The organism is Albimonas marina (assembly GCF_029223255.1).
Lineage (GTDB): Bacteria > Pseudomonadota > Alphaproteobacteria > Rhodobacterales > Rhodobacteraceae > Albimonas.
Map to the genome: position 1 here is coordinate 680507 of NZ_JARHUC010000001.1, position 21360 is coordinate 701866.

Consider the following 21360-nt stretch of genomic DNA (forward strand, 5'->3'; position numbering starts at 1 on the left):
GTCTCCTTGCGGCGCGGTTGGGAACGGAAGGGGGCGGAGGTCACGTCGGGAACTCCGCGAGGCCCATGCGGGTCGGGGGCCGGGCGCCGCGGCGCCGTCCGGCGAGCGGACCCAGGGCGATGAGGGTGACGAACAGCAGCACGATCTCGAGGTTGTAGACGGCGGCGTAGCCGGTGGCGGGCGTGGTCAGCGCCTCGCCCAGCGCGCCGGACAGGGCGGCCTCGCCGATCAGGTCGTGGATCACGCCGCCCAGCGCGATGCCGAGGCCCGCGGCGGTGGCCTGCGCGGCGCCCCAGGCGCCCAGCGCGAGGCCCGCGCCGCCCTCGGCGGCCATCGCCATCGCCTCGGTCAGGGTGGCGACCGAGAACAGGCCCAGGCCCAGGCCGATCAGGCCGGCGCCGGCGAAGAACAGCGCGTCGAGGCCCGCGGGCTCGGCGAAGATCACGCAGCAGAAGGCGAGGATGCCGACCGCGGCGCCCCGCGCCGCGACCCCGCAGGCCCCCAGCCGCCCGCCCAGCCAGCGCGAGGCGAGGCCGAAGCCCGCCAGCGCCCCCAGCGCCCAGAGCGCGGTCAGCGTGGTGGTGGCGGAGACGGAGAGGCCCAGCACCTCGCCGCCATAGGGTTCCAGCAGGATGTCCTGCATCGAGAAGGCGCAGGCGCCGAGCGCGGTGACCGCCAGCAGCCGCCCCGCCTGGCCGCCGGCGGCGAAATCCCGCCAGGCGTCGGCGAAGCGGGGGCGCGGCGCCTCGCGCTCGGCCCGGCCCATGGGGCGCAGGACCTCCTGCTTCCACAGGGCCACGACGTTCAGCGCCAGGGTGACGACCGCCGCCCCCTGCACCACCTGGATCAGCCGCAGGGCCGAGAAGTCGCGCAGCAGCCAGCCCAGCACCAGCGCCGAGACCGCCATGCCCGCCAGCAGCATCACGTAGAGGAGCGCCACCACCCGGGGCCGCGTCTCCTCGTCCGCCTGGTCGGCGGCGAGCGCGAGGCCCGCGGTCTGGGTCATGTGCAGGCCCACGCCGGTCATCGCGAAGGCCGCCGCGGCGCCCACATGGCCCGCCCAGTCCGGCCCCCAGGTCTTGTCGCCCGACAGGATCAGCAGCGCGAAGGGCATGATCGCGAGCCCGCCGAATTGCCACAGCGAGCCGAACCACAGGTAGGGAATGCGCTTCCACCCCAGCGCCGAGCGGAACGTGTCCGAGCGGAAGCCCAGCAGCGCCCGGAACGGCGCGATCAGCACCGGCAGCGCCGCCATGGCGGCGACCAGCGAGGCCGCGACGCCGAGCTCCACGATCATCACCCGGTTCAGCGCGCCCAGAAGGATCACCGTCGCCATGCCTACCGAGACCTGGAACAGCGACAGCCGCAGCAGCCGCTTCAGCGGCAGCCCGTCCGAGGCCGCGTCGGCGAAGGGCAGCAGGCTGAGGCCGAACTTGGTCAGCGGATGCGGCTCGGCCGCCGCCGCCTTGCGGGTCCGGGTCCGGGAGAGCAGGCGTCGGATCATCGCCGCAGCTCCATCGCCTGGGAGATGTAGAAGCCGGTCGAGATCCGCGGCCCGATGCGCAGGCTCCAGCCCGCCAGCTCCGGCCGGGCGGCGACGGCGCGGGCGAGCGCCCGGGCGCTCACCGGCACGATGGCCGGGGCGCGGTCGGCGCGCGGGAAGGCCTTGCCGGCGGCGTGCATGAGGCTCAGCAGCGGCGTGCGCGGGGCGACGGTGAAGACGATCGAGCGCGCGGTGCGCGGCGCGAGCGCGGCCAGCGCATCCACGATCTCCGCGCAGCGGTAGTGGATCAGGCTGTCCATGGCGACGACATGGTCGAAGCGCCCATGGGCGGGGTCGCGCATGTCGCCGGCGACGAAGGCGACGTCCTCGATCTCGGCCTCGGCCGCATGGCCCCGCGCGATCGAGAGCAGGTTGTCGGAGATGTCGACGCCCAGAACCTGCGCGCCCCGCAGCGCCGCCTCGAGCGAGAGCTGCCCGACCCCGCAGCCGGCGTCGAGCACCCGGCGCCCCGAGAGATCGGCCGGCAGCGCCGCCAGCAGGGCCGCGCGCATCCGCCCGCGGCCCGCGCGCACCGTGGCGCGGATCCGGCTGACCGGCGCGTCCGAGGTGAGCTTCGCCCAGGCCTCGAAGGCGGTGCGGTCGAAATAGGCGGCCAGGCGGTCGCGGGTCTCGGTCCAGGCGGCGTCCATCAGTCGAACCCCAGCAATTCGAAGATCTCGCGATCCTCCAGGGGCTTGGGCGCCAGGGGATCGGTTCCGGCCCAGAGCGACTCGGCGAGCCGGATGTACTCGGCCTGCACCAGCGCCACGTCCTCGCCCTCCATCTCGAAGAGCGTGCACTTCTTCAGGCGGGAGCGGCGGATGGCGTCGAGGTCGGGGAAATGCGCCAGCCGCTTGAAGCCGACGGTCGAGCAGTAGCGGTCGACCTCGTCGGTGTCCTTCGAGCGGTTGGCGATGCAGCCCGCGAGCCGCACGGGGTAGTTCTTCGACTTCGCCTCCACCGCCGCGAGGATGCGGTTCATGGCGTAGATCGAGTCGAAGTCGTTCGCGGTCACCACCACCGCCCGGTCGGCGTGCATCAGCGGCGCGGCGAAGCCCCCGCAGACGACATCGCCCAGCACGTCGAAGATCACCACGTCGGTGTCCTCGAGCAGGTGGTGCTGCTTCAGAAGCTTCACCGTCTGCCCCACCACGTAGCCGCCGCAGCCGGTGCCGGCGGGAGGGCCGCCGGCCTCGACGCACATCACGCCGTTCCAGCCGATGTGGACGAAATCCTCGGGGCGCAGCTCCTCGGCGTGGAAGTCGACCTCCTTGAGGGTGTCGATCACCGTGGGGACCAGGCTCTTGGTCAGGGTGAAGGTCGAGTCGTGCTTGGGATCGCAGCCGATCTGCAGCACCCGCCGGCCGAGCTTGGAGAAGGCGGCCGAGAGGTTCGACGAGGTCGTGGACTTGCCGATGCCGCCCTTGCCGTAGACGGCGAAGACCTTCGCGCCTTCGATCTTCAGGGCGGCGTCGGGATGCACCTGGACGGAGCCTTCCCCGTCCCCGTTTAAACTGCTGGGGCGCAGGCTCGGGGGGGTGCGGTCGAGCGGGCTCATCGCGGGCTCCTCATTCTGCGGCGACCCCGACGCCTTCGAGCCGGTCTTCCAGCTCCTCCGCGCCGTGGCGCAGGGCGTCGAGGGTTTCGGGGTCGGGGGACCAGTAGGCGCGTTCCTGCGCCTCCAGCAGTCGGCTCGACATGCGGGCGGCGGCGGTCGGGTTCAGCTCCGACAGGCGGCGGCGCATGGCTTCGTCCAGCACGAAGGTCTCGGTCAGGCGCTGGTAGACCCAGGGGGCGACCTGGCCGGTGGTGGCGGACCAGCCCAGCGTGTTGGTGACCTGCGCCTCGATCTGGCGCACGCCCTCGTGGCCGTGCTTGAGCAGGGGCTCGTACCAGCGGGGGTTCAGGGCGCGGGTCCGCGTCTCCAGCGCCACCTGCTCGCTGAGCGAGCGGACCTTGCCGGTCCCGGTGGTGGAGTCGCCGATGTAGACCGGGGTCTCCGCCCCGCGCGCCCGGCGCACCGCGCGCCCGACCCCGCCCAGCGTGTCGAAGTAGTGGTCGACGGTGGTGACGCCGAGCTCGACGCTCTCGAGGTTCTGGTAGGCCAACTCCACGTCCGCCAGCGCCGCCTGCATCACCGCGGGCTGGGCGGCGGCGCGCCCGTCGCGGCCATAGGCGAAGCCCTTGCGGGACTGGAAGGCGTCGGCGAGCTCGTCCTCGTCGTTCCAGCCGCCCGAGCCGACCATCAGGTTGACGTTGGCCCCGTAGGCGCCCTCGGCGTTCGAGAACACCCTCAGCGCCGCCGTCTCCAGATCGCAGCCCATCCGGGCGGCGTAGGCCAGCGCGTGGGCGCGCACGGCGTTCGCCTCTTCGGGTTCGTCGGCGGAGGCGGCGAGCCAGGCGGCCTCGGCCAGCATCCTTGTCTGGATCGGCAGCAGGTCGCGGAACACGCCCGAGAGGGTCATCAGCACGTCGATGCGCGGGCGGCCCAGCTCCTCGAGCGGGATCAGCCGGGCGCCGCAGTTGCGCCCGTAGCTGTCGACGCGGGGCGCCGCGCCCATCAGCGCCAGCGCCTGGCCGATGGGCCCGCCGTCGGACTTGATGTTGTCCGAGCCCCACAGCACCAGCGCGACCGAGCGCGGCGGCGTCCCGTGGTCTGCCACGTGGCGGGCGATCAGCCGGTCGGCCTGGCGGGCGCCCTCGCGCAGCGCGAAGGCGGTGGGCATGCGGAACGGGTCGAAGGCGTGCATGTTGCGCCCGGTCGGCAGCACCTGCGGGCTGCGCAGAAGGTCCCCGCCCGGCGCCGGCCGCACGAAGCGGCCGCCCAGCGCGCGCATCAGGGCGGGGGTCTCGTGATCCTCGCCCAGCAGACGCTCGACGGTGGCGAGGGTCTCGGGGTCGGAGGTCTCTTCGGCCGCCTCGGCCATCGCCGCCAGCATCCCGGCGCGGGCCTCGGGCGAGGGCGGGCGGCCGACGACGTGCAGGCCGTCGGGGATCAGCGCGCGCTCCATCTCCAGCAGGTCCCGCCAGAGGGCGGAGGCGTCGCGCTCGGGCTCGCTCCAGGCGGGGTCCTCGGCGCAGAGGTCGAGGGCGGCGGCCTGGGTCTGGAGGAGGCGGGCGAGCTCGGCGCGCTCGGCCGCGTCCTGCGCCCCCTCGCGCCAGCGCTCCAGCGTCGCCTTCAGCTCGGCCAGGCCCTTGTAGAGGCCCGCGCGCCCCAGCGGGGGCGTCAGGTGGGTGACCAGCGTCGCGGCCGAGCGGCGCTTGGCCAGCGTCCCTTCGGAGGGGTTGTTGGAGGCGTAGAGATAGACGTTGGGCAGGTCGCCGATCAGCCGGTCGGGCCAGCAGTCCGGGCCCAGGCCGCACTGCTTGCCGGGCATGAACTCCAGCGCGCCGTGCATCCCGAAATGCAGCGCCACGTCGGCCCCGAAATCCTCGCGGATCCAGCGGTAGAAGGCGGCGAAGGCGTGGGTCGGGGCGAAGCCCTTCTCGAACAGCAGCCGCATCGGGTCGCCTTCGTAGCCCAGCGCCGGCTGGATGCAGACCGCGACGTTGCCGAAGCGCGCGCCCAGAACGAACACGCCGGCGCCGTCGCTTTGCAGCCGGCCGGGGGCGGGGCCCCACTGCGCCTCGATCTCGCGCAGGTGCGGCTCGCGCGAGACCAGCTCGTCGGCCGAAAGACGCGCGAGGATCGAGGCGGGCTGGCCGTAGATCTCGCCGCCCGAGAGCACCGCCTCGCGCAGCGCCTCGACGCTGGCGGGCGGGTCCACCGTCCAGCCCTCGGCCTTCATCGACTGCAGGACGTTGTGCAGGCTCTCGAACACCGAGAGATGCGCCGCCGTGCCGACCGCGCCGGCGTTGGGCGGGAAGCCGTAGAGGACGATCGCCGCCTTGCGCTCAGCCGTGCGGGAGCGGCGCAGCGCGGCGAGGCGGGCGACGCGGTCGGCGAGGCGGTTCACCCGCTCGGGCGCGGCGCGCATCGCGTTCTCGCCGATGGCGTCCATGCCGCCGGCGGTCGTCTCCAGCCCGCGGCCCCCGAAGACCATCGGACCCGTGGCGCCGTCGAGCTCGGGCAGGGCCACGAGGATGGTGGACTCCACCGGCCCCAGGCCCGGCCCCGCGGCCCAGGCGTCCAGCGTCTGGAACTCCACGGCGTGGGCGGCGACATAGGGCACGTCGAGGGCGGCGAGCGCCTCCTCGGCCGCCGCCCCGTCGTTGTAGGCGGGCCCGCCCACCAGCGAGAAGCCCGTCAGCGACAGCAGCGCGTCGATCCGCGGACCCTTCTGGCCGCGGAAGAAGGCGTCGATGGCGGGGCGCCCGTCCAGCCCGCAGGCGAAGGCGGGGATCACCCTCAGGCCGCGGGCCTCCAGCGCCGCGATGACGGCGTCGTAGTGCGCGGTGTCGCCGGCGAGCACATAGGCCCGCATCAGGATCAGCCCGACCGTTCCCCGGGGCTTGTCAGGCGCGGGCAGGGCCGAGAGATCCTCGGTCACCCGGCCCTTGAGGCGGGGGTGGTAGAGGCCGGTCTCGGGGTAGGCGACGGGCTCGGGCGCCGGCAGGGCGGCGGCGGCCTCGGCCCGGGGGCCGCGGGCGTAGCGGGCGGCGACGAAGCCGATCATCGCGGCCACGTTCTCGTCCGAGCCCGCCAGCCAGTATTGCATGGACAGGAAATAGGCCCGCAGGTCCTGCGCCTTGCCGGGGATCCAGCGCAGCAGGCGGGGCAGGCGGCGCAGCATCTCCATCTGGCGCGCGCCGCTCTGGTTCTTGCCGGCCGAGGCGCCGCGCAGGCGCTTGAGCATCGCCGTCAGCCCGCTGGCGGGCTTCGCCATGTCGAGCTTGCCCATCCGGGTCAGCCGCACGACCTCCCCCGCCGACAGCAGGCAGATCATCGCGTCGCACTGGTCGCGCCGCGCCTCCAGCGACGGGAGGATCGCCTGCACGTGCTCGTCGATGAACAGCATGTTGGCGATGACGATGTCGGCCTGCGCGACGGCGGCCTTCGCGGCGGCCAGCGTCTCGGGCCGCTCGGCCCATTCGGCGGCGGCGTGCACGCTCAGCCGCAGGCCGGGCGCGGTGCGGCGCAGCCGGGCCGAGGCGCGCGCGGCGGGGCCGGCGACATGCCGGTCCATGGTGACGAGCGCGATGCGGATCGGCGGGGCGTCAGCGGGCATGATGGGCCTTCGCCTCGTAGAGCGTCTCGACGCCGATCGCGGCCAGCCCGCGCTCGGCCGCGTAGGCCTCGGTGTTGCGGCGCGCCTTGGCGCGGACGAAGAAGGGGACCTTGCGCAGCTCCCGCTCGGCGTCCGCGGTCCAGCCGACGCCTGCTGCCGGGCCGGCCGCGGCCGGCCCGGCGGGCGCGGACACGCGATCCGCGCCACGGTCCGCCGGGGATTGCGGACCGCCATGCGTCGCCAGGTGGGAGGGCCCGGCGGCGTCGTGGAACTCGAAATCATCCCGGAACATGGTCAGCAGGTGCTCTTCGAGCCCCATCACCAGCGGGTGGATCCAGGTGTCGAAAAGGACGTTGGCCCCCTCGAACCCCATCTGGGGGGAGAAGCGGGCCGGGTGGTCCTGCACGTGGAAGGGCGAGGAGATCACCGCGCAGGGGATGCCCAGGCGCTTGGCGACGTGGCGCTCCATCTGGCCGCCGAGGATCAGCTCGGGCCCCGCCGCCGCGATCGCGGCCTCGACCTCGAGATAGTCGTCGGAGACGGTCGGCTCGATCCCGTGGCGGCGGGCGCAGGCGCGGACCTCGCGGGCGGCCTCGCGGTTCCAGCAGCCCAGGCCCACGAGCTCGAAGCCCATCTCCTCGACCGCCACCCGGGCGGCGGAGACGGCGCGGTTCCCCTCGCCGAAGATGAAGACCCGCTTGCCGGTCAGGTAGGTGCTGTCGACCGAGGCCGCCCACCAGGGCTGGCGCAGCCCGTCCTCCGACCAGGCGGCCGGCACGCGGGCGAGCGCCGCGGCCTCGGCCAGGAACTCCCGCGTGGCGCCCGCGCCGTAGGGGGGCGTGGTGGTCATCGGCTGGTCGAGCTCGCGCGCGAGCCACCGGCAGGCGGTCTCGGCGATCTCGGGGTAGAGGGGGACGTTGAACCAGGCCTCCCCCAGCCGCGCGAGGTCCGAGGGGCGCGCGCCCAGCGGCGCCACGACGTTGACGGCGATGCCCATCGATTCCAGCAGGCGGGTGATCTCGACCACGTCGTCGCGGTGGCGAAAGCCCAGCGCGGTCGGGCCCAGCAGGTTGCAGCTCGGCCGCTCGCTGCGCGGACGGTGGACGGCGAGGCGGCGGACCAGCTGGTAGAAGGTCTCGGACGCGCCCCAGGTCTCCTTGCGCTGGTAGGAGGGAAGCTCCAGCGCCACGACCGGGATCGGCAGGCCCAGCGCCTCGGCGAGGCCGCCGGGGTCGTCCTGGATCAGCTCGGCGGTGCAGGAGGCGCCGACGATCATCGCCTCGGGGCGGAAGCGCTCGTAGGCCGCGAGGCAGGCGTCCTTGAAGAGGGTCGAGGTGTCGGCCCCGAGGTCCTGCGCCTGGAAGGTGGTGTAGGTCACCGGCGGGCGGGCGCCGCGCCGCTCGATCATGGTGAACAGCAGGTCCGCGTAGGTGTCGCCCTGGGGGGCGTGGAGGACGTAGTGCAGCCCCTCCATCCCCGTGGCGATGCGCATCGCGCCGACATGCGGCGGGCCCTCGTAGGTCCAGAGCGAGAGCTTCATGACGCCGCCTCCGGCGCCTTGGCCCCCAGGATCGCGCGGCGGCGCAGGGGGCGGGCGAAGAGCTCCGCCAGGTCGCCGGCCTGCTCGTAGAGGTGGATGGGCGAGAACACGAGCTCGATCGCCCACTTGGTCGCCAGCCCCTCCGCCTCCAGCGGATTAGCGAGGCCGAGGCCGCAGACCGTCAGGTCGGGGCGGACGGCGCGGGCGCGGTCGAGCTGGAGATCGACGTCTTGTCCTTCGGCGATGACGGGGCCGGCCGGCAGCAGGGCCAGCTCGGGCGCCATCAGAGACGTGTGGATGTAGGGCGCGGCGACCTCCAGCGGGACCATCCCGCATTCGCGGGCGAGGAACCGGGCCAGCGGGATCTCGAGCTGGCTGTCGGGGAACAGGAACAGGGAGCGGCCGCGCAGGGTCTCCGACACCCGGGCGACGGCGGCGCGGGCCCGGGCGCGGGGGGCGTCGGTGGCGGCGGCGAAGCGGGCGGCGGAGACGTCCAGCGCCTCTGCCGCGGCGGCGAGCCAGGCGGTCGTGCCCTCCTCGCCGAAGGGGAAGGGCGCGCGCAGGACCGTGGCGCCGCGCGCCTCCAGCGCGGCGGCGGTGGCGCCGAGGAAGGGTTGGGCGAGCAGCACCAGCGTGTTCGGGCCCACGCCCGGGGCCTCGGCCGCGCGACGGGCGGGCAGGCTGCGCACCGCGTCCACGCCCATCTCCGAGAACAGGCGCAGGGCCTGGTCCTCGACCACGTCGGGCAGGGCGCCGGCGATCAGGAGTTGCGTCTCGTCCGTCTCCGGCAGGGCCGGGACCATGGCGGCGAGGCAGGCGTCCTCGCCCTCGGTGAACGTCGTCTCGATGCCGGAGCCGGAGAAGTTCAGCACCTCGACATGCGGCGCGTGGGCCACGCTGAGGCGCTCGGCCGCCCGGCTCAGGTCCAGCTTGATGACCTCCGAGGGGCAGGAGCCGACCAGGAACAGGCGGCGGATGTCGGGGCGACGCGCCAGCAGGCGAGCGACCTCGCGGTCCAGCTCCTCGTTCGCGTCGGCGAGGCCGGCGAGGTCCTTCTCCTCCATGATCGCGGTGCCGAAGCGGGGCTCGGCGAAGATCATCACGCCGGCGGCGGACTGGAGGAGGTGGGCGCAGGTGCGGCTGCCGACCACCAGGAAGAACGCGTCCTGCATCCGGCGGTGCAGCCAGATGATCGAGGTCAGGCCGCAGAACACCTCCCGCTGCCCGCGCTCGCGCAGGATCGGGGCGTCGGAGCAGCCGGGGGCGGCCGGGGGCGTGAGGGGGCGGTTCATGCCAGGGCCCCCGGGCCGGAGGCCGCGCCCTGCAGGCGGGCGGCGCGCAACTTGAGCACGAACTGGGCGGCGTTCAGCGCATAGGCGGCGTAGGCCACCAGCGCCAGCGCGATCAGTCCCTGCGGGGCCAGCCAGCCGCCCAGCAGCGCCGAGACATAGGCCGCGTGCAGGGCGATCACGACGAAGCTGACCATGTCCTCCCAGAAGAAGGCGGGGGCCAGCAGCCAGCGGCCGAAAACCACCTTCTCCCAGATCGAGCCGGTGATCATGATCGCGGCGAGGGTCAGGGTCTTGAGGACGACCGAGACGGTCGCGGCCTCGTAGCCCTCGCCCGTCAGGGTCCAGCGCAGCACAAGGGAGAGGGAGACCAGGAACACCGCGAACTGGGCGATCGCCAGCACCCCCTGGACCTTCGTCCACACGGTCGCGTCGCGACGCGCCCGCTGCTCGGCCGTATAGAGCGGCCGGGGAGGCGTCATGTCGCGGGAGCGTTGGATCGAGGCGACCACCGGGATCTCCTTGCGAGGCGGTGCAGGTCGCCGAAGCGTAGGGGTCGGGCGCTCAGAGTGTCAATTTCAATTTACACATGACGGGCAAAATTGACGCTTGAAACCTTCGTGAATCCGCTTTCATTCGGGATTCATTGCGCTAATCGCGCGTTTTTACCCTGGATAAAGTTTCTGACGGCAAGGATGCGTTAAATGGTCGTCAATATTTGTTGACAGCGCTTGGCCGACTCGCCGAAGCTTTGGAAGATGCGTCACCCCCAAGCGCGGCAAGACGCGCGGCGAATCGCCGCTGATGTGGGTGGGCGCCAGGGAGGGTCCCATGGGCCGCAAACTGACGAAAGGCGCATCGGCGGACGACGGGTCCGACCCCGGCGCCGACGACGTCCGCTCAGAGGCGGGTCTGAAAAGATCGGTCGCGAAATTCGAGGCGGAGCTTGCGAAGGAACTGGAGTCGATCAACGCCGCGCGGGCCGCGCGCGCGCTGGCGGCGACGGCCATCGCCGAGCTCGCCCGGCGCTATGCGCCCCGCACGCCCGTCGGGCGCAGCGGCCGCGCGCGCGGCGGATACGCCGCCGACGCCCCCACCGTCGAGGAGCTGTGCATCGCCCTGATCCAGGACGACGATCGCCAGCGCCACCGGGTCCTGTCCCGCTTCCGCGCCTTCGGCATGAACGGGGGCGAGGTCTTCAACCGCCTGATCCCCGCCGCGGCTCGCCGTCTGGGCGAGTTATGGATGGAGGACGAGATCGGCTTCACCGACGTGGCGCTGGGCGTCGCGCGGCTGGAGGAGACCGCCCGCTCCAACGAACCGCCTGCCGAGAGCAAGCCCGCCGCCGCGGGCGAGCGCCCCGCCTCGGTCCTGCTGTGGGTGCCGAGCGAGGAGGAGCACACGCTGGGCGCCTTCATCGCTGCCAGCCGCTTCCGCAAGGAAGGCTACGTGGTCGACCTGATGATCGGCTCGACCGAGGACGAGCTGGTCTCGGCCGCGGAGGCGCGGCCTTTCGCGCTGGTCGGAATCTCCTGCGGATCGCGCCGGCTGCTGAGCCCGCTGGCCACCGCCGTCGAACGTCTTCGGGGGGTGGTCGCGCCCTCCGTCCCCATCATCCTGGGAGGACCCATCGTCGAGATCGAGCCGCAAGCCGCCGAGGCCATTGGCGCCGACGGTCTTGCATCGGACATTAAGTCAGCGCTGCGCCGACTTGAAAAGGCGGGCGCTGCGATGTCATATCGGTAGAGTCTTGCCGAAAGGCGAGATACCGCCCTTTCGGATGGAAGAAGAGTACGTGAGCCACACAGGATCGCCCTCGCGCGACCTCCGCACGCTTGCGGACCTCCCATCCGAGCTCGTCGCGATGGCGCTCTCCGCGGCTGGCGACGTGGTGCTCGTGCTCGACGACGAGCGGCGGGTCCTCAGCGCCCTTCTCGGAGCGGACACCCGGGCGGTGGAGCGGATCGAGCTGTCGCACTGGCGCGACCGCCCCCTCGAAGCGCTGCTGACGGAAGAGAGCCGCCCCAAGCTCGACAAGCTGTTGGCGGAGGCCGCCGCGGGCGGGCCGCGCCGGGCGCGCGAGCTCAACCACATCGACGGCTCGCTCGAGCTGCCGATGCGCTACATCGCCTTCCGCATCGACCAGCGCTTCCTGCTGGTGGGCCGCGACCTGCGTCCGATGGCCGAGCTGCAGCGCAAGCTGGTGCGCGCGCAGCTGGCGCTGGAGCAGGACTACGAGCGATTCCGCGAATACGAGACCCGCTACCGCGTCCTGCTGGAGACCTCGCGCGAGGCGCTGGTCCTGGTCGAGGCCGAGAGCGGGCGCGTGCGCGACCTCAACCCCGCGGCCGAGCGGCTGCTGGGCGTCTCCGGCGGCGGGCTGAACGGCGCGGCGCTGTCGAGCGAGTTCGAGGACCGCAGCCGCGACGCCTTCGCCGTCGCCGCCAACCGCGCCGTCGAGACCGGCGAGCCGCAGAGCGTGGCGGTGCGCAGCCGCCGCGGCTTCCGCGCGCTGACCGTCGACGCCCAGCTGTTCCGGGCGGGGGGCGAGGCGCTGCTGCTGTGCCGCCTGTTCCCCGAAGAGGCGCCGGGGGGCGTGTCCTCGGAATTCGGCACGGCGCTCGCCGACCTGTTCCACAAGGGCGGCGACGCCATCGTGCTGACCGACGCGACCGGGCGGATCGAGACGGCGAACGAGGCGTTCCTGAACCTCGTCGACGTGGCCGTCCCGCGCGAGCTGCGCGGCATGTCCTTCGCCGATTTCCTGGAGCGCCCGGCCGTCGACCTCTCGGTGATGACCGAGCAGGCGATGCGCACCGGGCGCCTGTCGGGCTTCGGCACCCGCCTGCGCACCCGCTTCGGCGCGGTGGTCTCGGTCGACATCTCCACCACCCACCTCTCGGGGCGGGAGCCGCTGGCCTTCGCCTTCGTGATCCGGGATCTCTCCCGCCACGTTGGCGCGCGGGAGCCGGGACCCTCGGTCGACGGGGAGGCGATGCAGAACGTCATCGACCTCGTCGGCTCGGCCCCCCTGAAGGAGCTGGTGGCCGCCACCGCCGACGTGGTCGAGCGCATGTGCATCGAGACCGCGGTGCAGCTGACCAACAACAACCGCGCCGCGGCGGCGGAGATGCTGGGCCTCTCGCGCCAGAGCCTCTACGTGAAGCTGCGCAAGTACAATCTCATCGGACGCAGCGACGACGCCTGAGCCGGGCGGCCGTCGCGGGGATCGCGCCGGGGCGAGGCCCTGGCGTGCGAAGGCGTGCGCGCGCGGCAGGCGAAAGCGGCGGGGCGAGAATCCGCTTTGAGGTGGGCGACTGTCATGTATAGTTGACAGTATGTCTGCAACTCAAACCTTACAGCCTCGTCGCCTCCCCCAGCCCTCCGCGATGCTGGAGCTGCTGAAGCCCGTCACCTGGTTCCCGCCGATGTGGGCCTACCTGTGCGGCGTCGTCTCCTCCGGCGTGCCCCTGGGCGAGCGCTGGCCGGAGCTGCTGCTGGGCGCGGCGCTGGCGGGGCCCGTGGTCTGCGGGATGAGCCAGGCGGCGAACGACTGGTGCGACCGGCACGTCGACGCGATCAACGAGCCGGGGCGCCCGATCCCCTCGGGCCGCGTGCCGCCCGCCTGGGCGCTGGCCCTCGCGGTCGCGATGAGCGGGCTGGCGCTGGCGCTGGGCTGGCTGCTGGGCCCCTGGGGCTTCGGCGGCGTGGCGCTGGCCGTGCTCGGCGCCTGGGCCTATTCGCTGGAGCCGATCCGACTGAAGCGCTCCGGCATCTGGGGGCCGGGGCTGGTGGGGCTCTGCTACGAGGGGCTGCCCTGGTTCACGGGCGCCGCGGTGATGGCCGCGGCGGCGCCGGACGGGCGAGTGGTGAGCGTCGCCCTGCTCTATGCGCTGGGCGCGCACGGGATCATGACCATCAACGATTTCAAGGCGATCGAGGGGGACCGGGCGCTCGGCATCCGCTCCCTTCCGGTGGTGCTGGGGCCGGAGCGGGCGGCGCGGGTGCTGTGCCTGACGATGGCCGCGCCGCAGGTCGTCGTGGCGGGCCTGCTGCTCGCCTGGGGCCTGACCTGGTCGGCCGCGGCGGTGGCGCTGGCGCTGGTCGTGCAGGCCTTCGCCATGCGCCGGATGCTGGGCGACCCGCGCGGCCGGGCGCCCTGGTTCAACGGCGCCGGCGTCGGGCCCTACGTGCTGGGCATGATGGCCGCCGCCCTGGGGCTGGGCCTGGGCTGAGGCCCGGGTCCGCGGAAACGGAGAGGCGCGATGACCCTCGGCTGGCTTGGAATCGTTCGGCTCGGCCTCGTGCAGATGGCCATCGGCTCGGTCGTGGTGCTGACCACCTCGACGCTGAACCGGGTGATGGCGGTGGAGCTCGCGCTGCCCGCCGCCCTGCCGGGGCTGCTGGTGGGGCTGCACTATGCCGTGCAGCTCTCCCGTCCCGAGTGGGGCCGGCGGTCCGACGCGGGCGGGCGGCGCACGCCGTGGATCCTGCGGGGCATGGCGGCGCTGGCCGCGGGCGGGACGCTGGCGGCGCTGGCGGTGGCGCTGATGGCCTGGTCGACCGGGCCCGGCGTGGTCCTCGCCGCGCTGGCCTTCGCCCTGATCGGGGCGGGCGCGGGCGCCGCGGGCACCTCGATGCTGGCGCTGCTCGCCTCGGCCGTCGCGCCGCAGCGCCGGGCGGCGGCGGCGACGATCACCTGGCTGATGATGATCGCCGGCATCGCCCTGACCGCCGGCGGCGTCGGCGCGATGCTGGAGCCCTATTCCCACGCCCGGCTGGTCACGGTGGTCGCGGTCGCGACCTCGGCGGCCTTCCTCCTCTCCGCCCTCGCGGTACGGGGGCTCGAGCGCGCGCCCGCGAGGCCCGATCCGGCCCAGGCGCGCCCCTCCCTCCCCCTGGTGCTGCGCCAGATCTGGGCCGAGCCGCCGGCCCGTCGCTTCACCATCTTCGTCTTCGTCTCGATGGTCGCCTACTTCATGCAGGAGCTGATCCTCGAGCCCTACGCCGGCCATGTCTTCGGCTTCTCCCCCGGGCGCTCCACCACGTTGGCGGGGATGCAGAACGGGGGCGTCTTCGCCGGCATGGTCACCGTCGGGATCGCGGTCAGCGGCTTCCGGCTGGGCTCGCTCAGGCTGTGGACGGTCGGGGGCTGCCTCGCCTCCGCCGCGGCGCTGATCGCGGTGGCGGCGATGGGCGCGCAGGGGCCCGGCGCGCCGCTGGCACCCGCGGTCGTGGCGCTGGGCTTCGCCAACGGGGTCTTCGCGGTCTCGGCCATCGGCTCGATGATGCAGCTCGTCGGCGAGGGGCGGCAGGGCCGCGACGGGGCGCGCATGGGCGTCTGGGGCGCGGCGCAGGCCGTGGCCGCGGGCGTCGGCGGCTTCGCCGGCGCGGCGCTGGTCGACCTCGCGCGCCTCGCGCTGCCGACGCCCTCGGCCTACGGCCTCGTCTTCCTCCTCGAAGCCGCCCTGTTCCTGGTCGCCGCGCGGCTCGCCATGGCGGCGGTCGCGCAGGCGCGCCCCGCGCCCGTTCCCGCCCCCCTCGTCCCCGGAGAGTGACCATGCCCCGCGACATGCCCGACGCCCCGCTCGACCGACCGGACTTCGACGTGGTGGTGATCGGCGGCGGCCCCGCCGGCGCCGTCGCGGCCGAGGACCTGGCCCGCGCCGGCCGCCGGGTGGCGCTGCTCGACCGCGGCGGGCGCATCAAGCCCTGCGGCGGCGCCGTGCCCCCGCGGCTCTTGCGCGACTTCGCGATCCCCGACGACCAGGTGGTGGCCCGCGTCTCCACCGCCCGGATGATCTCGCCCTCCGGCGCGCGGGTCGACATTCCCATCGAGAACGGCTTCGTCGGCATGGTCGACCGCGGTCCCTTCGACGAATTCCTGCGCACCCGCGCCGAGGCCGCCGGCGCCGTGCGCCTGCGCGGCGCCTTCCGGCGGCTGGAGCGGGACGAGACCGGCCTCAAGGTCCTGTGGCGCGACGCGAACGGGGAGCGCGAGACCTCCGCCCGCCTCGCCGTCGGCGCCGACGGCGCCCGCTCGGACGTGGCGCGCCAGGAGGTTCCGGGCGGCGACGCGATCCCCTACGTGATCGCCTATCACGAGGTGATCGCCGCCCCGGCGACGGAGGGCGCCTACGATCCCGGCCGCTGCGACGTGATCTACGACGGCCGCATCTCTCCCGACTTCTACGGCTGGGTGTTCCCCCATGGCGGGCAGGCGAGCGTGGGCATGGGAACCGGGGTGCGCGGCGTCGACCTGAAGGCCGCCACCGCCGCCCTGCGGGCCGAGGCCGGCCTCGCCGGCTGCGAGACGCTGCGGCGGGAGGGCGCGCCGATCCCCCTCAAACCCCTGCCGCGCTGGGACAACGGGCGCGACGTGGTGCTGGCCGGCGACGCGGCGGGCGTGGTCGCCCCCTCCTCGGGCGAGGGGATCTACTACGCCATGGTCGGCGGGCGCTGCGCGGCCCAGGCGGCGGAGGCGACGCTCGCCTCCGGCCGGGCGCGGGACCTGCGGCTGGCGCGCAAGCTCTTCATGCGCGAGCATCGCACCGTCTTCAGGGTGCTGCGCATGATGCAGGACACGTGGTATCGTTCCGACGAGCGGCGGGAGCGGTTCGTCTCCCTCTGCCGCGACGTCGACGTGCAGCGCCTGACCTTCGAGGCCTATATGAACAAGCGGCTCGTGCGCGCCCGGCCGGCGGCGCATCTGCGCATCATTGCCAAGAACATCGCCCACCTGGCGCGCCTGATCCCGGCCGCGTCATGAGCGGCCCGATCCCCGCCTGGCGCAACGGCTGCCTGACCCCGGTGGACAAGCTGGAGGTGCACCGGCTGGGGCTGCGGCACCCGGCCGTCTCGGTATTCGTGAACGCCGGCAGCCGCACGCTGCTGCAGCGGCGCGCGGCGGGCAAGTATCACACCCCCGGCCTGTGGGCGAACGCCTGCTGCACCCATCCCGCCTGGGACGAGCCGGCCGAGGCCTGCGCCCGCCGCCGCCTGGTAGAGGAGCTGGGGATCGAGGGCCTGCCGCTGGTTCCGCGAGGCCGCATCGAATACCGCGCCGAGCTCGACAACGGGCTGATCGAGCACGAGGTCGTCTCGCTCTTCGCCGCCGAGGCGGACCCCGAGACCCTGGCCCTCGCCCCGGACCCGCGCGAGGTGTGGGAGACCCGATGGATCGACCGCGCCGAACTGCGCGAGGAGATCGCGGCCGAGACTGCGCGCTTCACGCCCTGGCTCAGGATCTACCTGCGCGACGCGGCCGACCGGCTCATCCCGGCGGCGTGACCGCCTCGGGCGCCGCCGCCTGAAAGCGTTCCAGGTGCCTGCGGATCGCCTCGTCCAGGCGCTCCGGCGCCTCCTCGTGCATCAGGTGGCCGAGGTCGGGGATCAGCTCGAAGGCCGCGCCCATGCGGGCGGCGGCCTCTCGGCTGACCTCGGGCGGGACCATGACGTCGCGGCCCCCCGCCAGCAGCGCGACGGGGGCGCGGATCTCGGGCAGGCGGGCGATCAGCGGGTCGAGCTCCCAGCGCGCCATCATCGCCAGCGCCCCGGCGGCGTGGCCGGAATCGGACAGGAGCCGGCGATAGAGCGCCTCGCCGCGCGCATCCAGCCGACTGCCGGTGGAGCCCAGGAGCGTCCGCGCCAGCCCTGGCGCCGCGGCCATGCGGGAGAAGGCGAAGGGCACCAGCGGGGTCAGCGACACCGCCCGGGCGGCGGCCATGGCGAGGCCCGAGAGCGGCCCGTGGAACGCCCGCAGCGCCGCGTTCAGCCCGATCACCGGCCGAGGCCGGTCGAGCGCCATGCGCAGCGCCACGGCGGCCCCGGCGGAATGGCCGATCACCGCCGCGGGGTCGACGTCGAGCGTCGCCAGCAGGGTCTCGATATCCTCGGCCATCGCGGGCAGGGCGCAGCGGGCGGGCGAGACGACGTCGGTGAAGCCGTGGCCGGGCAGGTCGAGCATCCACACCGCATGGTCCCGGGCCAGCCGTGGCGCGAGGTCCCGCCAGCTGTGGGTCGAGGCGCCGGTCCCGTGCAGCAGCAGCAGGCCCGGCCCCTCGCCCAGCTGCTGGACATGCCAGCGGTGGCCGGGGGTGCGCACGAAGCGGCTCGCCTCGCGGTGGGGCCAGTCGGCGCCCTCGCGCTCCCAGCGCATCAGGGGCGAGCCCCGGCCTGCATGCGGGCGGAGACCGCGGCGCCGATCGCGCCGGCCTCGGCCCGGGGCAGGGCGAGATGCCCGGCGCCGAGCCGGGCCGCGAGCTCCGCGGACTGCGGGCCCGGGCGCAGGGCGGTGTCGACGACCAGCGCGGCAAGCCCCTCGGCCCGGATCTGGGCGGCGATGCGGGCCACGTCCTCGGCGGCGCGGGCGCGGTCGGCGGTCCCGTCCAGCGCCACGTTGGCGCGCGCGTCGGTCAGCAGCGCGAGGCAGGGCGTGGCGCCGCGCCTGCGCGCGGCCTCCGCCAGCTCCCGCGCCGCGACGAGGCCGGCGGCGAGCGGCGTGCCCCCGCCGCCCGGCAGCGCGGTCAGCGCCCGGCGGGCGCGGGCGAGCGCCCGGGTCGGCGGCAGCAGCACCTGCGCCTCGGTCCCGCGGAAGGCGACCAGGGCCACCACGTCGCGCGCGGCGTAGGCGCGGGCCAGCAGATGCTCGACGGCGCCCTTGGCCTCGGCCAGCCGGGCCATGGCGGCGGAGCCGGAGGCGTCGACGAGGAAGATCGCCAGCCGCTCCCCGCGGCCCTTGCGTATCGCCTCACGCAGGTCGGAGGGGCGCACGATCACCGCCGGCGCGCCGGTCCCGGCCTCGCGCCGGCGCAGGCCCTGCCAGGGGGCGGCGGCGCGCAGGGTGGCGACCAGGTCCAGCCGCACGCCGGCGCGGGCCCGCGCCGGGCGGACGCCGGCGCGGCGGCCGCGGGCGGCGCCCGCGCGCTCCCGTCCCGCGCCGTCGCCCTCGGCCCGTCGGGCGGGCGCGGCGGCGGCGAGTCGCTCCAGCGCCCCGGCCGGCAGGGCGGCGCGCACCGCCTCCACCACCGTGTCCTGGGGCGTCGAGGCGGGGGAGGGCTCCTGAGCTTCAGGTCTGTCCGCGGACGGGGTCTCGGACGACGGGGGGGCGTCGTCGGGCCTCTGGTCCGGGGGCGCGGCCTCCTCGGGCGAGGGCAGGCGGCGGGCGCGGGGGGCGAGGGTCAGCCGGGCGGCGAGGGCCACGGCCTCGGGCGTCACCTCGGTCGCGCCGTCGAGCGTGGCGGCGGCCCGCGCGGCGCGCAGCGCGAAGAGCGGCGCGCGGAGCGACGGCTCGCCCAGCGCGGCGGCGGCGCCGGTCAGCGCCTCGATCAAGTCCTCGGCCTCCGCGATCCCCGCCAGGCGACGCCGGGCGAGGGCGACGGCGGCGGGGTCCGGGCCGCGCGCCCGGGTGTCGGCGAGCGACAGGCCGTCGAGGTCGAGGCGCAGCCCCAGCCGTTCGACGAGCGCCTCGGGCGCGGCCTCACCCTCGCCCTGCGCGTCCCGCTCCCCCTCGTCCAGCGCCACCACCAGCAGGGGGCGGCCCGCGTCGAGCGCGGCGGCGATGGGGGCGGTCAGGGACGGGGTCAGCCGTTCGGCCATGGGCAGCACCAGGGTCAGCGGCGCATCCCCCTCCAGCAGCCCCGCGCGCCGCCGCGGGGCGCCGGCCTGCAGGGTGGCGGAGAGGTCGAGGCCGCCGGTCAGCCGCTCCGGCTCGCTCTGGGGCGGCAGGCGCAGCCAGCGCCGCTCGGGCGTCAGGCGGCGCAGCTCCTCCAGCCAGCGGTCGCGCGCCGGGCCCGCGCCCGCGCGGATCACGGCGCCGCCCAGGCCGGCGGGGTCGAGGGCGAGCAGGGCCGCGGCGGCGAGCGCATCCTCCCAGCCGCGGGCGGCGGGGCGGGGGGGATCGCCGCGCGGGGCGTCGCGGGGCGGCATCCCGGTCATGCGGGGACCGTCTCCTCGATCCCGCGGCGCACGCGGGCGGCGGCGCCGGTCTCGTCCAGCGGATCGCGGCGCAGGCGGTGGCCCAGCGTCTCGGGCGCCATCTCGCGCAGGTGGGCGCGGGTCACGGTCGCCTCCCCCTCGAAGGCGGCGAGCGCCCGGGCGGCGCGCATCAGCGCCAGCTCCCCGCGCAGCCCGTCGGCGCCCAGCGCCAGGCACAGGCGCGCCACGTCCTCGAGCACCGCGTCGGGCGTCTCCACCGTCTCCAGCCGCTCCCGCGCCGCGAGGATCCGGCGGCGCAGCTTGCCGTCGGCCCCGCGCCAGGCGGCGACGAAGCCGGCGCGGTCCCGGTCGTAGGCGTCGCGGCGGCGGATCACCTGCACCCGCTCCGACAGCTCGCGCGGGGAGGTCACCTCCACCGCCAGGCCGAAGCGGTCGAGGAGCTGCGGGCGCAGCTCCCCCTCCTCGGGATTGCCCGAGCCCACCAGCACGAAGCGCGCGGGGTGGCGGACGGAGAGGCCGTCGCGCTCCACCACGTTCTCGCCCGAGGCGGCGACGTCGAGCAGCAGGTCCACGAGATGATCCTCCAGCAGGTTCACCTCGTCGATATACAGGAATCCGCGGTGGGCGCGGGCCAGCAGGCCGGGTTCGAACACCTTCTCGCCGTGGCTCAGCGCCCGCTCGATGTCGAGCGCGCCGGTCACCCGGTCCTCGGTCGCGCCCAGCGGCAGGTCGATCACCGGGGTGGGGCGGGCCCGGGTCCTGCGCGGCGCGCTCCCGCAGGCGGGGCAGGGCGCCGCGCCGTCGCAGGTGTAGGCGCAGCCCTCGGGCGACTGGATCGGGGGCAGCAGGGCGGCGAGCGCGCGCACGGCGGTGGACTTGCCCGCCCCCCGGTCGCCCAGCGCCAGGACCCCGCCGATCGAGGGATCGACCGCGGCCAGCACCAGCGCGCGTTTCATCGCCGCCTGTCCGACGATGGCGGAAAACGGGAACGGCTGGGTCATGCGGCCTCTCCTTGATCGGGGACGGCGTCGGCGGTCGCGCCTGCGAGGCGTCCTGCCAGGGGATCGCGCCCCTGCCAGGTCCCGGAGCGGGAGACGACCGCGAAACGGGCGTAGAGCTCCTCGGCGAACCAGCCGTTGCGGCGGGCGGCGGCGATGGCCCCGGCATGGGGGCCGCCGCCGCGGGCGAAACGGTCCATCGCGGCCGCGTCGGGCCAGACCGAGAAGGTGACCTGCTGCAGCCAGGGCGTCTCGCCCAGGCCGATCTTGAACAGCACGTCGGGATTGGCGCCGATGGCGGCGCTGATCGCGGGCTCCCGCCCCCAGAAGCGCAGCAGCCCGCGCGGGCGCAGCGTGGCGCGGGTCAGCGCGGCGATGGGGCCGGGCGGGGCGGGGGGCGCCTGCGCCGGATCGAAGGGCGCGGCCCCCGACCAGCGGCCCCGGCGCGAGAGGGGGGCGAGGACCAGGCTGAAGCTCTCCTCCGCCCGCGCGCGCCAGGCGGCGAAGGGCGCGTCCCGCGCGGTGGCGGCGCGGGCGCGCTCGGCGTCCGGCCACTCGGCCAGGATCGCCCAGACGGACCAGTTGGGCCGAGGGGTGAACCCCTCGCCCACGCCCGAGCCCAGCAGCTTGCGGAAACCGATCCCCGGCGCGCGGGCCAGCGACGGCCGCGCGAGACCCATCTGCGCGAAGACCCAGGCCCGCGCGGCGGGCGAGCCGAATCGAAACAGGCTGAGGCTGGCGACGGCGATGGGACGGCTCCTTCTCGCGGACGGATCTGTCAGTCAATGTTTACAGACGCTTCCGTTCCCGCGCCGGTAAACCTGCCCATGGCCAGCATTGTCCGGCCTGACAGAGTGATTGTAAATCAAAATAGACACTGCTAGCG

The 21360-nt window shown here is 74.6% G+C and carries 17 protein-coding genes; 6 read left to right on the top strand and 11 right to left on the bottom strand.

The features are described 5' to 3' along the window. Window positions 1-40: 40 nt before the first annotated feature. From P2H44_RS02975 to bchF, 7 genes are read right to left on the bottom strand one after another with little or no spacing between them, the layout of a single operon-like run. Window positions 41-1504 carry an MFS transporter gene (locus P2H44_RS02975; protein WP_275761925.1) on the bottom strand — a complete coding sequence of 488 codons (1464 nt, stop codon included), beginning with the start codon at window positions 1502-1504 and terminating at the stop codon, window positions 41-43. Next, window positions 1501-2193 (bottom strand): magnesium protoporphyrin IX methyltransferase, encoded by a 693-nt coding sequence (bchM, locus tag P2H44_RS02980; RefSeq protein ID WP_275761926.1) that lies wholly within the window; start codon window positions 2191-2193, stop codon window positions 1501-1503. The genes P2H44_RS02975 and bchM overlap by 4 nt, the downstream gene beginning before the upstream one ends. Further along, complete coding sequence (bchL, locus tag P2H44_RS02985; RefSeq protein WP_275761927.1) at window positions 2193-3101, bottom strand: ferredoxin:protochlorophyllide reductase (ATP-dependent) iron-sulfur ATP-binding protein; 909 nt, start codon at window positions 3099-3101, stop codon at window positions 2193-2195. Before bchL ends, bchM begins: the two co-directional genes overlap by 1 nt. A gap of 10 nt (window positions 3102-3111) precedes the next feature. Next, entirely contained in the window at window positions 3112-6711 is a 3600-nt protein-coding gene (locus P2H44_RS02990) for a magnesium chelatase subunit H (protein ID WP_275761928.1), read from the bottom strand. After that, on the bottom strand, window positions 6701-8251 hold the full coding sequence (bchB, locus tag P2H44_RS02995) for a ferredoxin:protochlorophyllide reductase (ATP-dependent) subunit B (protein ID WP_275761929.1): 1551 nt from the start codon (window positions 8249-8251) through the stop codon (window positions 6701-6703). The genes P2H44_RS02990 and bchB overlap by 11 nt, the downstream gene beginning before the upstream one ends. Then, complete coding sequence (locus P2H44_RS03000) at window positions 8248-9543, bottom strand: ferredoxin:protochlorophyllide reductase (ATP-dependent) subunit N (RefSeq protein ID WP_275761930.1); 1296 nt, start codon at window positions 9541-9543, stop codon at window positions 8248-8250. The genes bchB and P2H44_RS03000 overlap by 4 nt, the downstream gene beginning before the upstream one ends. Then, window positions 9540-10022: a 2-vinyl bacteriochlorophyllide hydratase gene (gene bchF / locus P2H44_RS03005; protein ID WP_275762102.1), complete on the bottom strand. Its 483-nt coding sequence runs from the start codon at window positions 10020-10022 to the stop codon at window positions 9540-9542. Before bchF ends, P2H44_RS03000 begins: the two co-directional genes overlap by 4 nt. Window positions 10023-10371: 349 nt before the next feature. Here bchF and P2H44_RS03010 point away from each other — a divergent pair, with 349 nt between their 5' ends. From P2H44_RS03010 to idi, 6 genes are all read left to right on the top strand, one after another. Further along, the gene (locus P2H44_RS03010) at window positions 10372-11286 is read left to right on the top strand and encodes a cobalamin B12-binding domain-containing protein (RefSeq protein ID WP_275761931.1); all 915 of its coding nucleotides are present in this window, start codon (window positions 10372-10374) and stop codon (window positions 11284-11286) included. A 49-nt stretch (window positions 11287-11335) separates the two neighbouring features. Next, window positions 11336-12748, top strand: a complete 1413-nt coding sequence (gene ppsR / locus P2H44_RS03015) for a transcriptional regulator PpsR (protein WP_275761932.1) — start codon at window positions 11336-11338, stop codon at window positions 12746-12748. A 130-nt stretch (window positions 12749-12878) separates the two neighbouring features. After that, window positions 12879-13775 (top strand): chlorophyll synthase ChlG, encoded by an 897-nt coding sequence (gene chlG / locus P2H44_RS03020; RefSeq protein WP_275761933.1) that lies wholly within the window; start codon window positions 12879-12881, stop codon window positions 13773-13775. 30 nt (window positions 13776-13805) lie between these two features. Next, window positions 13806-15098, top strand: coding sequence for a BCD family MFS transporter (locus tag P2H44_RS03025; RefSeq protein ID WP_275761934.1), 1293 nt, complete (start codon window positions 13806-13808; stop codon window positions 15096-15098). 2 nt (window positions 15099-15100) lie between these two features. Beyond that, the gene (locus P2H44_RS03030) at window positions 15101-16309 is read left to right on the top strand and encodes a geranylgeranyl diphosphate reductase (RefSeq protein WP_275761935.1); all 1209 of its coding nucleotides are present in this window, start codon (window positions 15101-15103) and stop codon (window positions 16307-16309) included. Next, window positions 16306-16830, top strand: coding sequence for an isopentenyl-diphosphate delta-isomerase (gene idi / locus P2H44_RS03035; protein ID WP_275761936.1), 525 nt, complete (start codon window positions 16306-16308; stop codon window positions 16828-16830). The genes P2H44_RS03030 and idi overlap by 4 nt, the downstream gene beginning before the upstream one ends. Here the strand turns inward: idi and bchO are convergent. From bchO to crtA, 4 genes are read right to left on the bottom strand one after another with little or no spacing between them, the layout of a single operon-like run. Next, on the bottom strand, window positions 16814-17698 hold the full coding sequence (gene bchO, locus P2H44_RS03040) for an alpha/beta fold hydrolase BchO (RefSeq protein ID WP_275761937.1): 885 nt from the start codon (window positions 17696-17698) through the stop codon (window positions 16814-16816). The genes idi and bchO overlap by 17 nt on opposite strands. Beyond that, window positions 17698-19476, bottom strand: coding sequence for a magnesium chelatase subunit D (locus P2H44_RS03045; protein ID WP_275761938.1), 1779 nt, complete (start codon window positions 19474-19476; stop codon window positions 17698-17700). The genes bchO and P2H44_RS03045 overlap by 1 nt, the downstream gene beginning before the upstream one ends. Continuing rightward, window positions 19473-20477, bottom strand: coding sequence for a magnesium chelatase ATPase subunit I (gene bchI, locus P2H44_RS03050; RefSeq protein WP_275761939.1), 1005 nt, complete (start codon window positions 20475-20477; stop codon window positions 19473-19475). Before bchI ends, P2H44_RS03045 begins: the two co-directional genes overlap by 4 nt. Continuing rightward, complete coding sequence (gene crtA, locus P2H44_RS03055; RefSeq protein ID WP_345798975.1) at window positions 20474-21256, bottom strand: spheroidene monooxygenase; 783 nt, start codon at window positions 21254-21256, stop codon at window positions 20474-20476. Before crtA ends, bchI begins: the two co-directional genes overlap by 4 nt. Between the last annotated feature and the right edge of the window lie 104 nt (window positions 21257-21360).

Coding starts and splice junctions, on each gene's coding strand:
- P2H44_RS03045 (WP_275761938.1), bottom strand. CDS start 19,476: ATGACCGGGATGCCGCCCCGCGACGCCCCGCGCGGCGATCCCCCCCGC.
- P2H44_RS03010 (WP_275761931.1), top strand. CDS start 10,372: ATGGGCCGCAAACTGACGAAAGGCGCATCGGCGGACGACGGGTCCGAC.
- P2H44_RS03000 (WP_275761930.1), bottom strand. CDS start 9,543: ATGAACCGCCCCCTCACGCCCCCGGCCGCCCCCGGCTGCTCCGACGCC.
- P2H44_RS02990 (WP_275761928.1), bottom strand. CDS start 6,711: ATGCCCGCTGACGCCCCGCCGATCCGCATCGCGCTCGTCACCATGGAC.
- bchB (WP_275761929.1), bottom strand. CDS start 8,251: ATGAAGCTCTCGCTCTGGACCTACGAGGGCCCGCCGCATGTCGGCGCG.
- bchI (WP_275761939.1), bottom strand. CDS start 20,477: ATGACCCAGCCGTTCCCGTTTTCCGCCATCGTCGGACAGGCGGCGATG.
- bchL (WP_275761927.1), bottom strand. CDS start 3,101: ATGAGCCCGCTCGACCGCACCCCCCCGAGCCTGCGCCCCAGCAGTTTA.
- chlG (WP_275761933.1), top strand. CDS start 12,879: ATGTCTGCAACTCAAACCTTACAGCCTCGTCGCCTCCCCCAGCCCTCC.
- P2H44_RS02975 (WP_275761925.1), bottom strand. CDS start 1,504: ATGATCCGACGCCTGCTCTCCCGGACCCGGACCCGCAAGGCGGCGGCG.
- idi (WP_275761936.1), top strand. CDS start 16,306: ATGAGCGGCCCGATCCCCGCCTGGCGCAACGGCTGCCTGACCCCGGTG.
- P2H44_RS03025 (WP_275761934.1), top strand. CDS start 13,806: ATGACCCTCGGCTGGCTTGGAATCGTTCGGCTCGGCCTCGTGCAGATG.
- bchO (WP_275761937.1), bottom strand. CDS start 17,698: ATGCGCTGGGAGCGCGAGGGCGCCGACTGGCCCCACCGCGAGGCGAGC.
- bchM (WP_275761926.1), bottom strand. CDS start 2,193: ATGGACGCCGCCTGGACCGAGACCCGCGACCGCCTGGCCGCCTATTTC.
- P2H44_RS03030 (WP_275761935.1), top strand. CDS start 15,101: ATGCCCCGCGACATGCCCGACGCCCCGCTCGACCGACCGGACTTCGAC.
- bchF (WP_275762102.1), bottom strand. CDS start 10,022: ATGACGCCTCCCCGGCCGCTCTATACGGCCGAGCAGCGGGCGCGTCGC.